Here is a 14067-nt window from a genome sequence, read left to right on the forward strand (position 1 = left end):
CTACGTGCGGACGGGATAAGTGCTGAAAGCATCTAAGCATGAAGCCCCCCTCAAGATGAGATTTCCCATGGCGCAAGCTAGTAAGATCCCTGAAAGATGATCAGGTTGATAGGTCAGAGGTGGAAGCGTGGCGACATGTGGAGCTGACTGATACTAATAGATCGAGGACTTAACCAACGCTTTAAAAAAAATGAAATACCTTCTTATTATCTAGTTTTGAAGGAATGAAAATTCTTCAAAAAATGAATATAGTCTGGCAGTGATGGCGAAGAGGTCACACCCGTTCCCATTCCGAACACGGAAGTTAAGTTCTTCAGCGCCGATGGTAGTTGGGGGTTTCCCCCTGTGAGAGTAGGACGTTGCCAGGCTATTCATTTAAATCTTTAAATGGGTTTTAGGAAACATTATATTATTCCGCAGTAGCTCAGTGGTAGAGCATTCGGCTGTTAACCGAACGGTCGTAGGTTCGAGTCCTACCTGCGGAGCCATATGCTTCCATAGCTCAGTAGGTAGAGCACTTCCATGGTAAGGAAGAGGTCAGCGGTTCGAATCCGCTTGGGAGCTTCCCAATCTATCTATGAACGCAAAACAGATCGGCCCGTTGGTCAAGCGGTTAAGACACCGCCCTTTCACGGCGGTAACACGGGTTCGAATCCCGTACGGGTCACCATTTTAAATCCGGAGGATTAGCTCAGCTGGGAGAGCATCTGCCTTACAAGCAGAGGGTCGGCGGTTCGATCCCGTCATCCTCCACCATTACCATTTCATTCTTTACTTGCCGGTGTAGCTCAACTGGTAGAGCAACTGACTTGTAATCAGTAGGTTGGGGGTTCAAGTCCTCTTGCCGGCACCACTTACAACCATATATTGCGGAGGGGTAGCGAAGTGGCTAAACGCGGCGGACTGTAAATCCGCTCCTTCGGGTTCGGCAGTTCGAATCTGCCCCCCTCCACCATTTTAATAAAATCCTGTGGATTAGTTATATATTCTCTGTATTGGGGAAATATATGATTACCACCTTTTTATTTTGTTGAACATTAATCATTGCATATCATATATTGGGCTATAGCCAAGCGGTAAGGCAACGGATTTTGATTCCGTCATGCGAAGGTTCGATCCCTTCTAGCCCAGCCATTTGCGGAAGTAGTTCAGTGGTAGAATACAACCTTGCCAAGGTTGGGGTCGCGGGTTCGAATCCCGTCTTCCGCTTAATAAATTTTAAATCCCTTAAAGGGGCCTTAGCTCAGCTGGGAGAGCGCCTGCCTTGCACGCAGGAGGTCAGCGGTTCGATCCCGCTAGGCTCCACCATCAACTACATACACCAAAACTTACGTCTTAAGCCAAAAGTGGTTTAAGACTTTTTTTTGTTTAAGACATGTTTGGGTAAGCTAATCTCCAGAAAAATCTTATTTCACAAATAACATATGTAATAGGAACGTGCATCTTTATACATGAGAATGTCGAGTTGAACCAACCGGCATATACGATATAAAATGATGAAAAGGGGGAATTGCATGTCTATTCAGAAAATTTCCGTCATCGGACTGCCTATGGACCTTGGTCAAGCAAGGCGCGGGGTGGATATGGGACCTAGTGCCATTCGCTGCGCTGAGATTATCGAGCGTCTTGAAAAGTTGAATATAGAAGTAGAGGACTTAGGAGATATCATTGTAGGGCGTCCTGAAAACGCAGATGAGCCTGGGACAAATCTAAAAAACCTACAGCTTGTAGCGAAGGGTAACTCCCTGTTAGCAACAAAAGTTGATGAAATAATAGAAGGGGGTTCTTTTCCGCTTGTATTGGGAGGAGACCATTCCATAGCTATAGGTACACTGGCAGGAGTCGCAAAGCACTATGAAAATGTGGGTGTGATTTGGTACGACGCACATGGGGATTTAAATACGGAGGATACTTCACCATCAGGGAATATACACGGTATGCCCCTAGCTGTCAGTATTGGGCTTGGACATCCGGACCTAATCAATATCCATGGTTTTGCTCCAAAAGTGAAACCGGAAAACATCGTAATAATTGGAGCAAGGTCATTGGATGAAGGCGAAAAAGAACTTATCCGTGAGAAAGGGATTAAAGTATTCACGATGCATGAGATCGACCGCATGGGAATGACAAGGGTCATGGAAGAATGCATTGATTATTTAAGGGAAAGAACGGATGGCGTCCACCTGTCATTGGATTTGGATGGAGTTGACCCAGCAGATGCACCCGGAGTGGGGACACCGGTGATTGGCGGTATAAGTTATCGGGAAAGTCATTTGGCCATGGAATTGCTTGCGGAATCCAACTTGATTACATCAGCTGAATTCGTTGAAGTGAATCCAATTTTAGATGAACGGAATAAGACGGCGATCGTTGCCGTGGCACTAATGGGTTCGCTATTTGGAGAAAAATTATTATAACTGAAAAAATAAAAGAAACAGTAACCGGCTTGTAATGGGTTACTGTTTTTTATATGCTAGAAGACGTAGGTTTATTTACTAGGGCATATGTAACAGGAACATATCTATAGATAATTGGTTGCAATCGTAAATCCATATTCACTTGAGGGCACTTCTGTTATTGAGATCTCCATTTTTAGTTAAATGGATGTATTGGATGATTAAAGAATCCAGTTTATTGCTAACTTCAACAACTTCATTATCCACCATCGAAGAACGGGAAGCCAAAAACATCATTTGCTGTCTGTATTGTTCAATATGGACTAAAATTTGTTCTGCAGTCATATAGAGAAACACTCCCTTAAATTTTACAATTTCTTACTATATAGCCCTGTTTTTTTTTTCTTAAACATAAAATGTAAAACTTTGTTAAAATTAATGTATTAAATTTTTGAAACCTTTCAGCTTACGATTCGTAGTAATCGTATAGCCGCATGAGCGGGGGTAATACCGGAAAATGGATGCACTCATTAAAGAGAGAATTAATCAAGTATTAAAAGGAGACCATAATGCATTTGGGGAAATTGTCGAAATATACAAGGACAAAGTGTTCCAAATATGTTTCAGGATGCTCGGAAACAGGCAAGAAGCAGAAGATTTGGCACAAGAGGCCTTTGTAAGGGCCTACGTGAATATTCGAAGTTTCAATATACAAATGAAATTTTCTACATGGTTATACCGGATTGCGACCAATCTTTGCATTGACCGGCTTCGCAAGAAAAAACCGGATTACTATTTAGATGCAGAGGTGGCAGGAACAGAGGGATTGAATATGTATTCCCAAATTGCATCGGATATGGCGAAACCCGAGGAAGAGGTTGAATCTTTAGAACTACAGGAAACCATTCAAGTGGAAATAATGAAATTGCCCGAGAAATACCGATCGGTAATCGTATTGAAGTATATTGAAGAGTTATCCCTAAAGGAAATCAGTGAAATACTCGATTTGCCGGTCGGTACGGTTAAGACGAGGATACATCGTGGTCGGGAAGCCTTGCGTAAACAACTACGCCATTTATAAAAAGAAGGTGAGAAAAATGAACTGCCATGAGGAAATCATTGAATATATGCATGATTATTTAGATGAGGACATCAAACCGGAGCATAAAGAAGTTTTACGGGAGCACTTGCATAACTGTGCTGAATGCCGGGAGTACTTTCATGAAATGAAAAAGGCGGTTGCTCTTGTACAAAGCACTTCCCATATAAAGGCCCCGGATGACTTTACAGCAAAGGTTATGGCTCAATTGCCGAAGGAAACGAAAACAACAGGTGCCAAACGTTGGTTCAAAAGCCATCCCTTCATGACAGCGGCAGCGATGTTCATCATATTGATGACAGGATCTGTTTTTTCCACTTATAATCAGGACGAACATTTTTCAGTATCAAAGCAGCCTAACTTAGTGGTCGAAGGTGAAACGGTGATTGTGCCTGAGGGTGAGACAATCAAAGGGAATGTGGTAGTTCAAAATGGTAACATTCAAATAGATGGTGAAGTAGAGGGAGATGTGACAGTCATAAATGGGCATAAATATATGTCTAAAGCAGGGAACGTGACTGGAAGCATCCATGTTATTGACCAAGCTTTTGAGTGGATGTGGTATAAAGTAAAGGATACTGCAACCTCGTTGGTTCCTGCTAAAGAGGAGAAAAAGGAATAAGGAATAGAAGCTGGGAGAGGGCACCGTTTTTTCATTTACGGTGACTTCGCTCAGCTTTATTTTTTAAGGGAAGGGGACCCTTTTACATGATTCGTTTTTCCTATGTAAATTTCTCACACTAGTTTTTAGATGTATCATTTAAAAAATGGTATACTATTAAGGTTATCGTATAAAGATTGTAATTTGTATTTGGAGTAATACTGACTGGAGGAAACAACATGTCTTTAACCAACTTGACTGTTTGGGACTATGTAGTAAATTTCATTGATATTCTCCTTGTATGGTTTGTGATATATAAATTGTTAACTATTATTCGGGGTACGAAGGCTATTCAGCTGCTAAAAGGAATTTTTGTAATTGTCATTGTAAAAAGCTTAAGCAACCTGTTTGGTTTCAATACACTCGGATGGTTAATGGCACAAGTCATGAATTGGGGAGTATTGGCGATTCTCGTCATTTTTCAACCTGAACTGAGAAGGGCACTTGAACAATTAGGACGCGGGAAGCTCTTTGCAAGGGGCACCGTTCCGGAAGAGAATCAGCAAGAGCGTTTAGTAGAAGAAATCCTAAAGGCGTCCACCTATATGGCAAAAAGGCGGATCGGAGCCTTGATTACGATAGAAAAAGGAACGGAGCTAGGGGATTATGTTGAAACGGGGATACCTCTAAAATCCTATATTTCTTCAGAACTGCTCATTAATATCTTCATCCCTAATACGCCGCTCCATGATGGCGCAGTTATTTTACAAAATAACCAGGTGGCGGCTGCAGCTTGCTATTTGCCATTATCAGAGAGTCCATTCATATCAAAGGAACTTGGAACGCGGCATAGGGCAGCCATAGGCATGAGTGAAGTTACGGATAGTCTTACGATTGTCGTTTCAGAGGAAACGGGGGGGATATCCGTCACTAAAAACGGGGAACTTTACCGCGATTTGAATCAAGAATCATTTAAGGCCATGCTTACAAGTGAACTGGTAGTGGAAAACATCAAATCAACTTCCTCAAGCATCTTTAACTGGAGGGGGAAAAAGAATGGATAAATACACCAATAGTGCTTGGTTTATGAGAATCGTAGCTTTTGCCTTGGCGGCACTTTTGTTCATTTCCATTAACTTTGAGATGGAGTCAGATAAGAAATCCCTCGGTTTATCGACTGCCCCTGAAATCAGCACGGAGACCATTGAAAATGTACCGGTCGAAGTGTACTATGACCGTGAGAATCTAGTGGTGAGCGGAGTGCCGGAGACGGTTGATGTTACTCTAAAGGGAGCAAAAAGCTTATTGATAAATGCGAAAAACCAAAGGGACTTTAAAGTGTATGTGGACCTTTCCGATCCTGCAATCTCAATGGGGGACAGAACTGTCACATTTAAAATAAGTGATTTGAATGAAAAGTTAGTGGCAACGATCGATCCGGAATATGCAGAAGTTAACGTTCAGGAACGGGTGACGAAGGAATTCTCCGTTGAAGCCGAGTATAATAGCTCTTTACTTGAAGAGGGATATACCGCTGGCCAGCCAACAGTCAGCCCGAAAACTGTCAAAATAACGGGTGCTAAAGATGCGATTGAACAAATTTCCTATGTAAAGGCAAACCTTGAAATAAGTAAGGGGCTTAACGAAACGGTGAACGGCAAGGCAACCGTAAAAGCCCTGGACAGGGACTTGAATAAGCTGGATGTGACGATCGAGCCATCTACTGTTTCAGTTTCCTTAAAAGTGAGCATTCCTTCCAAGACGGTGTCGATAGCACCGAAGCAAACTGGCAAGGCAAAGGATGGCATCAGGATCACGAGTATGAGTGTCGACCCGAAAGAGGTCACCTTATTTGGTTCGGAAACGGACCTTGAGAAAATAGATGTAGTAAATCTTCCTGTAAATATCTCGAAAATTGATGGTGATACAGAACTGGAACTCGATCTTGATAAACCGGAAAGTGTACAAAAAATGTCCTTGGGTAAAGCAAAGGTCAAGATTCGTACAGAGAAAGTTGATGTGGACGAAGAGAATACAGAGCCAGTCGTAGAAGAGGAAAAACCAGAAACCGAACAAAAACAAGAAGAACAAGTAGTCGAAGAAGAAGAGAAAGAAGATGAACCGGCTGCCATAGAGTCTAAAACCTTCAACAATATACAAATAGTGCCTGTGGGCATACAGGATGACAAAAATGCCGAATTGGAATCCGATGTAACTAGCATCACTTTGCTTGGTGAGGCGGATGATTTGAAGAAAATAACTAAAGACGACATTAATCTTACAGTAGATGTGAGTAATTTAGATGAAGGTACGCATGATGTGGATTTGGCGGTAACAGTGCCTGAGGGAGTGGAATGGGAACTGGATTCTAAAACGATTTCGGTCACCATCACACAGAAAGACGAAGAGACATAACCTTCCTTTAACATCATCATTAAATTCAGTAACGATTCGAAGAAGGAGCGATAAAGATGGGTAAATATTTTGGAACAGACGGAGTCAGGGGTATAGCGAATAGCGAATTAACACCGGAGTTGGCATTTAAACTAGGCCGTTTTGGTGGCTACGTGCTTACTAGAAATACAGAAAAACCCAAAGTGCTGATAGGACGCGATACTCGAATTTCAGGTGAAATGCTGGAAGGTGCGCTTGTTGCCGGTCTTTTATCCATTGGAGCTGAAGTGATGCGCCTGGGTGTCATTTCGACACCGGGAGTTGCCTATTTAACAAAGGCTTTAAGTGCTGAAGCAGGTGTCATGATTTCCGCTTCTCATAATCCAGTAGCGGATAATGGGATTAAATTCTTTGGACCGGATGGGTTTAAGTTATCAGATGATCAAGAAGCGGAAATTGAAACACTATTAGATATGGAAAAGGATGAACTTCCACGCCCTGTAGGCGGGGATTTAGGCCATTTGAACGATTATTTCGAAGGAGGGCAAAAGTATCTCCAGTACTTGAAACAATCAGTGGATGAAGATTTTACAGGCATTCATGTTGCTCTTGATTGTGCACATGGGGCGACATCTGCCTTGGCCATGCATTTGTTTGCAGATCTTGATGCAGACATCTCTACGATGGGAGCATCGCCCAATGGCTTGAACATTAATGATAAGGTAGGTTCCACCCACCCTGAGGCACTTGCTGAATTCTTAAAAGAAAAAGGTGCGGATGTAGGACTTGCATTCGATGGTGACGGTGACAGAGTCATTGCGATAGATGAAAAAGGGAATATAGTGGACGGCGACCAAATCATGTATATCTGTGCGAAATACTTAAAAGAAAATAACCGTCTGAAACAGGGAACAGTGGTTTCTACGATCATGAGCAACCTTGGTTTTTATAAAGGTCTTGAAGAGCATGGTATACAAAGCGCCCAGACGGCGGTGGGGGATCGCTATGTGGTCGAGGAGATGCGAAAGGGCGGCTATAACCTTGGCGGCGAACAATCCGGACATATCATCTTCCTGGATTATAACACGACAGGCGATGGCTTATTGACGGGCCTGCAGCTTGTGAACATCATGAGTGACACCAAAAAAACCTTATCGGAGCTCGCTGGCGAGATGAAGAAATATCCACAAACGCTGATCAATGTCAGAGTTACCGATAAACATGCTGTAACCGATAATGAAAAGGTACAGGAAGTCATCAAGGCAGTCGAAGCGGAAATGAACGGGAACGGTCGTATTTTGGTGAGACCATCCGGTACTGAACCGCTAGTCCGTGTAATGGCTGAAGCACCGACAGCTGACGAATGCACTAATTATGTAGAGCGCATCGTCGCAGTGGTAAGAGCGGAAATGGGTATGAATGAATAACTAATCCTATGCATAAAAGGAACGAAATTTCCTTTTATGCATATTTTTTATAAAGAAGTTCTTTTTATAGGTCTTGGTAATAAAGAATTGACCTATGTCCCTTGTTTAAGGTATGATTATCCTGATTTACAACAATCGTTGTCATGAAAAGGAGGGTAGACAAGGAACGGATTCATAAAAGCGCCTGAACTAAGTCTGGACGAGAAATGGCTTAGTTGACGAGGAGGAGGTTTATCGAATGATCGGCGGATACCTCCCGGCTGAAGTGCACAGCCGCAGTAATTCCAATCTTAAAACAGTAGGGCAACTTACTGCACAAAGGGTTGGAAATGCACAAAGGGAAAAAGTGCTTTAAAGCATTTCCTTTATAAAAAATATATATCAGAGATGAGGGGGCAGGGATGCCCCCGTGCATTCCTGTTCCCTCGAATCGGTTGGAGGAACAGAAATTATGTGTGGAATTGTTGGATATATTGGACTTAACGATGCAAAGGAAATTTTATTAAAAGGTCTTGAAAAGCTTGAATACCGCGGTTATGACTCTTCAGGGATTGCTGTGAGAAATGAAGCAGGCGTTACAATCTTTAAGGAAAAGGGAAGAATCGCAGACTTACGCGGAGCCGTCGATGAAACTACTATGGCACATACCGGAATAGGACATACGCGTTGGGCCACCCATGGTGTGCCAAGCCGTGAAAATGCCCATCCTCACCAAAGTAATTCAGGTCGATTGACTTTAGTTCATAATGGGGTCATAGAAAACTATGCGATTCTAAAACGTGAATATTTGAAGGATGTTGCCTTTAAAAGCGAAACGGATACGGAAGTCATCGTTCAACTCATAGAGAAGTTCGTGAACGAGGGCATGGAAGTGGAAGAGGCGTTCCGTCAAACACTCACTCTTTTGGAGGGCTCATATGCCATTGCCCTATTGGATGCTGAAAATGATGAAACCATCTTAGTCGCAAAAAATAAAAGCCCGCTGCTAATCGGTGTCGGAAAGGACTTTAACGTTGTCGCTTCTGATGCAATGGCCATGTTGCAAGTCACAGATCAATTCCTTGAACTGATGGATAAGGAAATGGTAATCGTGACAAAAGAAAAGGTAACGATCAAGAACCTTTCCAACGAAGAAGTCATGCGTGCTCCGTACACTGCTGAATTGGATGCAAGTGATATTGAAAAAGGTACGTATCCGCACTATATGCTTAAAGAAGTCGACGAGCAGCCAGCTGTCATACGTAAAATCATTCAAGCATACCAAAATGAAGAAGGTAAACTTGCAATCGATTATAGCATTACTGAAGCCGTAAGTGAGGCTGACCGTATTTATATCATCGCTTGCGGAACCAGCTATCATGCAGGGTTGATTGGTAAGCAATTCATCGAAAAAATGACTGAAATTCCGGTTGAGGTCCATGTGGCATCGGAATTCACTTACAATATGCCGTTATTATCGAAAAAACCGCTATTCATCTTCATTTCACAAAGTGGTGAAACTGCAGATAGCCGTGCCGTGTTAGTGTCCATCAAAGCGCTTGGTCATAAAGCCCTGACCATCACGAACGTACCTGGCTCTACATTGTCACGTGAAGCGGATTATACGCTCTTGCTGCATGCTGGCCCTGAAATTGCCGTAGCCTCCACAAAGGCCTACACAGCTCAAGTTGCAGTCTTATCCATCTTAGCAAATGTAACTGGCCAATTCCGTAACATGGAGTATGATTTCGACCTTGTAAAAGAGCTTGGAATCGTTGCGACAGCAATGGAAGCCCTATGTGATTCGAAAGAAGAGATGGAAGACATTGCCCGTGAATACTTGTCCGTTACGAGAAATTGCTTCTTCATTGGCCGTTCCCTTGACTACTATGTTGTGCTTGAAGGGGCTCTTAAGCTGAAGGAGATTTCATACATCCAGGCTGAAGGCTTTGCTGGCGGAGAGCTTAAACATGGAACGATCGCCTTGATTGAAGATGGTACACCTGTCATAGCCCTTGCTACGCAAGCAGGCGTCAACCTAAGCATCCGTGGTAATGTAAAGGAAGTGGTTGCCCGTGGCGCAAACCCTTGCATCATTTCCATGAAGGGGCTTGAAGAAGAGGATGACCGTTTCGTCATCCCGGAAGTGAATGAACTATTAACACCCCTTATCTCTGTTATCCCGCTGCAGCTCATTGCTTACTACGCAGCCTTGCACCGTGAATGTGACGTGGATAAACCACGTAATCTTGCGAAAAGTGTAACGGTTGAGTAAGTCGGAATGAATGCAATGTATGTTATGTAGATCTAAATAAAGATTAACTGTTTATAAAGAGTTGCGAAGCTTCACCCCTTTGGCTATGATTAGCCAAAGGGTGTTTTTTTATGTCGAAAAGAAAAAGAACATCTAACATTGAAAAGTGGATTAAGGAAGGCCGAGGAATCGGTGTGCAGTGTAAATAAAGTCGTTTAATACATATTGATTATGATACGGATGAGGGGAAAATGACATTATTCAAAAAAATTTTCAATTTTAGGAGAGAATGACATGGAAGTTTTTGAAGAATTTTTAGCGAAGATTGATGACCCGCAACATCGGGACAGAACGGAAGAAGTTTTGGCTTGGGTAATTAACAAATATCCAAATTTAATTCCGAAAATCGCGTGGAATCAGCCTATGTTTACCGATCATGGCACATATATCATTGGCTTTAGTGTAGCCAAACATCATTTGGCTGTGGCCCCTGAAATAGCAGGGATTAATCATTTCTCTGATGAAATCGTGCAGGCTGGCTATGATCACACCAAGCAGTTGGTGCGTATCAAGTGGGATCGTCCGGTTGATTACTCATTACTTGAGAGAATGATCGAGTTTAATATTTTGGATAAGGCAGACTGTTCAACTTTTTGGCGGAAATAAAAAAATCGGATTATTTAGAGTGAAATTAATTTTAATCAAACTTTAACTAAACCAACAAATAGATTTCAAAACAGCTGCCATTGCAGCTGTTTTTATCGAATCACGAATCTCTTCATGAAATGGGAAGCAGGATGCTAACCCTTTGCGAGTTCACGGATATATTCCCACATGCATATCAATGATCTTTTTCGCGATGGATAGACTAAATAAGCACGCCCATGCCAGGTCAGCTTTATTAATGGAGTTAATGGCAATTGAAGGACATAGTCTTCCAAGGCAAGACAGTGTTTAAGTGTAGATTACGATTTTCTTTCTCTGTACTCCTGATTATTCCGGTGCATGATTGTGCTGATTTCCTCTCTTTAATTACAAAAGCTTGAAAAAACCGATAGTTATGGTGATTTATTCAAGCGCATTCTCTCAATACAGTCTCTAAGTCTCTCAAAATCAATTCTTTTTGGAACGGAACTCCACACAAATACTTTTGCATCATATTTTTCAATAGACATATATAAGCGATCAGTGATTATTAAATCAGGATGTTCACCTTCGTTACAGAGTTGAATATGACTGGATATCCTTTTTATTTGATTAATGATATATTCGCTTGGATTTCCTTCCAGGATTGAAAAGATTTTAATCTTGATTGGCTTGTTGTCCACTTTAAAATTAATTGTGCGCTTCAGTAATCCGTGATACCTACCCAATAATCTCTCCCGATGTTTCAATATTCTCGAAAGCGTCTTTTTCTTGGCAAGTTGATCATAGAAACGGTTCATTAATTCCACTTGATTAGGGGAATCCTGTTCAAAAGCTATCTTATATGGATCCTCTTTAAATAGAAAGGTAGGCCCATCAAAAATCTGAGTATAGTAATGAAGGTATAATAGATTGGCAAACAAGGCACCATACTCTTCCGCGTCAATTTCCATCGAAAAGAATTCCATGAAAGATTCCAACCAGTGTATGGTCGTTTGTACAAAAAGATCTTGGTTATGATGCTGGGCAAAATTCATGATTAAACTGATTTGGGGATTTTTTTTATCATAAAATTCAAAACAACTAATTACAGTAAAGGAAAACATGATTTCTAAAGTGATTTGCTCTTCCGTTAATATTGTTAACTCTTTAAATAGAGGTTCTGCCAATCTTGAAAATGATTTAAATAAATGATGATGTTTCGTGAATGATTCATAGGTGGGATCTTCTTCAATGATGAACCCCAACTTAGCTCTAGTGAGGGATATGGCCAGCCAATACAACACATGCTCAGGGATGTTTTCCCTGTCTCCTTTTAGCATCCCAAGGATTTGCTCCCTGTTGACAGATGAGAATGGCCAAACCTCGCCCCAGCATGAATTCCAATAAAACAAGTAAAAGAAATATCGAAATTGCTTTTCCGTACCATTGAAAGTCGCCATATGCTGTGTTGTATACTGTAATTTGAACTGATCTAAAAGCGGTTTAATTTTATTGATTCGTCTGTACATGGATGCATAGCTTGTATAATTCTTTTTTGAGAAGGCATGTATGTCACCAAACTTGTTATAGAATATCTGATCACACGCCTTATACGTTAAAGAATGTTCTAAATACCGCCTCTCGACCGATTTGATTGAGAAATTATCCTCTGTCTTTAAATAAAAGTTTTTATGCTCACGTTCAATGATTTCTGCTTCTGGTCCAATTTCTTTCAAGTCATGTTTTAGTTCGTCAATAAATTTTAGGATGGTCCTATCTGATGCCTTTAAGCTTTTTGCGATATCAGAAATGGAACAAAATTGATTTATTGAATGCAAGTAGATTAAAATCCGTACTTTTTGATAAACTGAACGATCTAAAAAGTTATACATCCAATCACTTCCCCTCACTCTAAAACGTTATAAAAACTCCAATCGCCTTTTGTGATTCTTATTACCCACTCCTTTTATACCAGAAACATCTACTTCTACAATGGCAAAATAATATAATATTATCAATGAAACTACCTTTCATTCTTTTCATTCTTTTCATTTATTGCCACAAAAATGGAAACACCCCACTTTTCAATGACATTAAAACCATATAAAAAGCAATGAACCGTCAGCTAATTTATCGGTTTTTTTTAATGTTTGCGGAAAATATGAAATGAGATTATGGTACATGGTGTAATACTAGAACTTACATATTTAGGAAACTGGGCCTCGAGATCAAAGATCATGTACTGCACAATCATGCTTTTTAATCGGCTTCAATGGCTAATAATGAAATCAAATGCCGTACCTGATTAATGGTATCGGGATAAAAATGGTGAGTATCGTAATGTGATGGCTTAAAAAGTGAATATTGTGCTTTAGGAAGAACGGAGTATGAACTTGAAAGGTATTCCGTCCATGGTAAGCGGTATCTTTTCAGAGTTCATATATTGTACTTAACAATAACCGAATTTGAAAAAATCCGATTATTGATTCGAATATCAGCGATTGGATAGTTGGCATTTTTCGAAAAATGCTTAATTAAGGTACTAAATATGAACACTTCATTCTCTTGTATATCGCGATGAACTGTAATTATTATGGGTTGTAGAAACCCTGCGGCATCATGAAAAATTTCTAGAGGATTAGAGGTGAGAAATAATGGGAAGCCAAACAAACGGATAGAAAGTGGAACAACAATGGAGGATCAATAATGGGAATTTTCTACAGGATTAGAGGTGAAAAATAACAGGAAGCCAAACAAACGGACAGAATGTCGAACAAGGTCTTATTCTTCACAAGGGTCGGTAGTGGATTTTAATAACCGGAAAATCTCAGGTTTTTCTGGGATAGTCTTTTAGGACCATCTTATTTTGAATCTAAATGGAATCATTTTTATGGCAATGGAAGAAAGTCCACCAAATGATTGAAGGAGGGTGGAATGTGAAAAAACCAATTATATATTTAAGTATATTAATAGTTTTACTTGGAATGAATTTTTCAAATGTACATGCCGAATCAAGCAGTTCATATGGTTCTGACTCAAATGTAGGGTTTTATGGAGAATATATTCATAAAAAAGATTCTGACAGTAATAAATCCCCCGAATCAGGTGTATCTGGAAATGGATCAAATGAAAATGGGGCATCAAATGATGCAGGGCTTGAAAAATTACCCCAAACGGGTTATCAATCGAGCACTCAAAATATGTTTTTGGGAGCTCTAGTAATTTTGTTAGCTTTCTTTCTTTTACAAAGAAAGTCATTAAGAGTTATAGATAAATAAAAGTCATGGAGG

General features: G+C 40.8%; 11 protein-coding genes, 9 tRNA genes and 2 rRNA genes. 20 read left to right on the top strand and 2 right to left on the bottom strand.

All coding sequences use genetic code 11. From position 1 onward, the window contains the following. The 12 genes from N0M92_RS20615 to rocF all read left to right on the top strand — a co-directional run. Window positions 1–177 (top strand): 23S ribosomal RNA (locus N0M92_RS20615); the annotation flags it as partial. A 75-nt stretch (window positions 178–252) separates the two neighbouring features. Further along, window positions 253–368: ribosomal RNA gene (gene rrf, locus N0M92_RS20620) — 5S ribosomal RNA — on the top strand. 45 nt (window positions 369–413) lie between these two features. Further along, window positions 414–488, top strand: a tRNA-Asn gene (locus N0M92_RS20625). A 3-nt stretch (window positions 489–491) separates the two neighbouring features. Further along, a tRNA-Thr gene (locus N0M92_RS20630) sits at window positions 492–564 on the top strand. 31 nt (window positions 565–595) lie between these two features. Beyond that, window positions 596–670: transfer RNA gene (locus tag N0M92_RS20635), tRNA-Glu, on the top strand. A 10-nt stretch (window positions 671–680) separates the two neighbouring features. Then, window positions 681–756 (top strand) — tRNA-Val (locus tag N0M92_RS20640). A 21-nt stretch (window positions 757–777) separates the two neighbouring features. Beyond that, window positions 778–853, top strand: a tRNA-Thr gene (locus N0M92_RS20645). An 18-nt stretch (window positions 854–871) separates the two neighbouring features. Beyond that, window positions 872–955: transfer RNA gene (locus tag N0M92_RS20650), tRNA-Tyr, on the top strand. Between the two features lie 104 nt (window positions 956–1059). Continuing rightward, window positions 1060–1134: transfer RNA gene (locus tag N0M92_RS20655), tRNA-Gln, on the top strand. Between the two features lie 3 nt (window positions 1135–1137). Further along, window positions 1138–1209, top strand: a tRNA-Gly gene (locus N0M92_RS20660). Window positions 1210–1232: 23 nt separating this feature from the next. Beyond that, a tRNA-Ala gene (locus N0M92_RS20665) sits at window positions 1233–1308 on the top strand. A 206-nt stretch (window positions 1309–1514) separates the two neighbouring features. Continuing rightward, window positions 1515–2417 (top strand): arginase, encoded by a 903-nt coding sequence (gene rocF, locus N0M92_RS20670; protein ID WP_260287596.1) that lies wholly within the window; start codon window positions 1515–1517, stop codon window positions 2415–2417. A 138-nt stretch (window positions 2418–2555) separates the two neighbouring features. Here the strand turns inward: rocF and N0M92_RS20675 are convergent, their stop codons facing one another. Then, window positions 2556–2741: an aspartyl-phosphate phosphatase Spo0E family protein gene (locus N0M92_RS20675; RefSeq protein WP_260287597.1), complete on the bottom strand. Its 186-nt coding sequence runs from the start codon at window positions 2739–2741 to the stop codon at window positions 2556–2558. Window positions 2742–2913: 172 nt separating this feature from the next. Here N0M92_RS20675 and sigW point away from each other — a divergent pair, with 172 nt between their 5' ends. From sigW to N0M92_RS20710, 7 genes are all read left to right on the top strand, one after another. Next, the gene (gene sigW, locus N0M92_RS20680) at window positions 2914–3477 is read left to right on the top strand and encodes an RNA polymerase sigma factor SigW (RefSeq protein WP_063236211.1); all 564 of its coding nucleotides are present in this window, start codon (window positions 2914–2916) and stop codon (window positions 3475–3477) included. Between the two features lie 16 nt (window positions 3478–3493). Beyond that, window positions 3494–4117 (top strand): anti-sigma factor family protein, encoded by a 624-nt coding sequence (locus tag N0M92_RS20685; protein WP_260287598.1) that lies wholly within the window; start codon window positions 3494–3496, stop codon window positions 4115–4117. A 218-nt stretch (window positions 4118–4335) separates the two neighbouring features. Beyond that, complete coding sequence (cdaA, locus tag N0M92_RS20690) at window positions 4336–5160, top strand: diadenylate cyclase CdaA (protein ID WP_137020543.1); 825 nt, start codon at window positions 4336–4338, stop codon at window positions 5158–5160. Next, window positions 5153–6511 carry a CdaR family protein gene (locus N0M92_RS20695; protein ID WP_260287599.1) on the top strand — a complete coding sequence of 453 codons (1359 nt, stop codon included), beginning with the start codon at window positions 5153–5155 and terminating at the stop codon, window positions 6509–6511. The genes cdaA and N0M92_RS20695 overlap by 8 nt, the downstream gene beginning before the upstream one ends. 56 nt (window positions 6512–6567) lie before the next feature. Further along, window positions 6568–7917 carry a phosphoglucosamine mutase gene (gene glmM / locus N0M92_RS20700; protein ID WP_260287600.1) on the top strand — a complete coding sequence of 450 codons (1350 nt, stop codon included), beginning with the start codon at window positions 6568–6570 and terminating at the stop codon, window positions 7915–7917. 451 nt (window positions 7918–8368) lie between these two features. Beyond that, a complete protein-coding gene (glmS, locus tag N0M92_RS20705) occupies window positions 8369–10171 on the top strand; it encodes a glutamine--fructose-6-phosphate transaminase (isomerizing) (protein ID WP_260287601.1) in 1803 nt (600 codons plus the stop codon). 273 nt (window positions 10172–10444) lie between these two features. Then, entirely contained in the window at window positions 10445–10816 is a 372-nt protein-coding gene (locus N0M92_RS20710; RefSeq protein ID WP_260287602.1) for an iron chaperone, read from the top strand. A 392-nt stretch (window positions 10817–11208) separates the two neighbouring features. Here the strand turns inward: N0M92_RS20710 and N0M92_RS20715 are convergent, their stop codons facing one another. After that, window positions 11209–12669, bottom strand: a complete 1461-nt coding sequence (locus N0M92_RS20715) for a helix-turn-helix domain-containing protein (RefSeq protein WP_260287603.1) — start codon at window positions 12667–12669, stop codon at window positions 11209–11211. A gap of 1044 nt (window positions 12670–13713) precedes the next feature. Here N0M92_RS20715 and N0M92_RS20720 point away from each other — a divergent pair. Continuing rightward, complete coding sequence (locus N0M92_RS20720) at window positions 13714–14055, top strand: LPXTG cell wall anchor domain-containing protein (RefSeq protein WP_260287605.1); 342 nt, start codon at window positions 13714–13716, stop codon at window positions 14053–14055. Window positions 14056–14067 lie beyond the last annotated feature (12 nt).

Origin of the sequence: Peribacillus aracenensis, assembly GCF_025175645.1 — a bacterium.
GTDB classification, from domain to species: Bacteria; Bacillota; Bacilli; order Bacillales; family DSM-1321; genus Peribacillus; species Peribacillus aracenensis.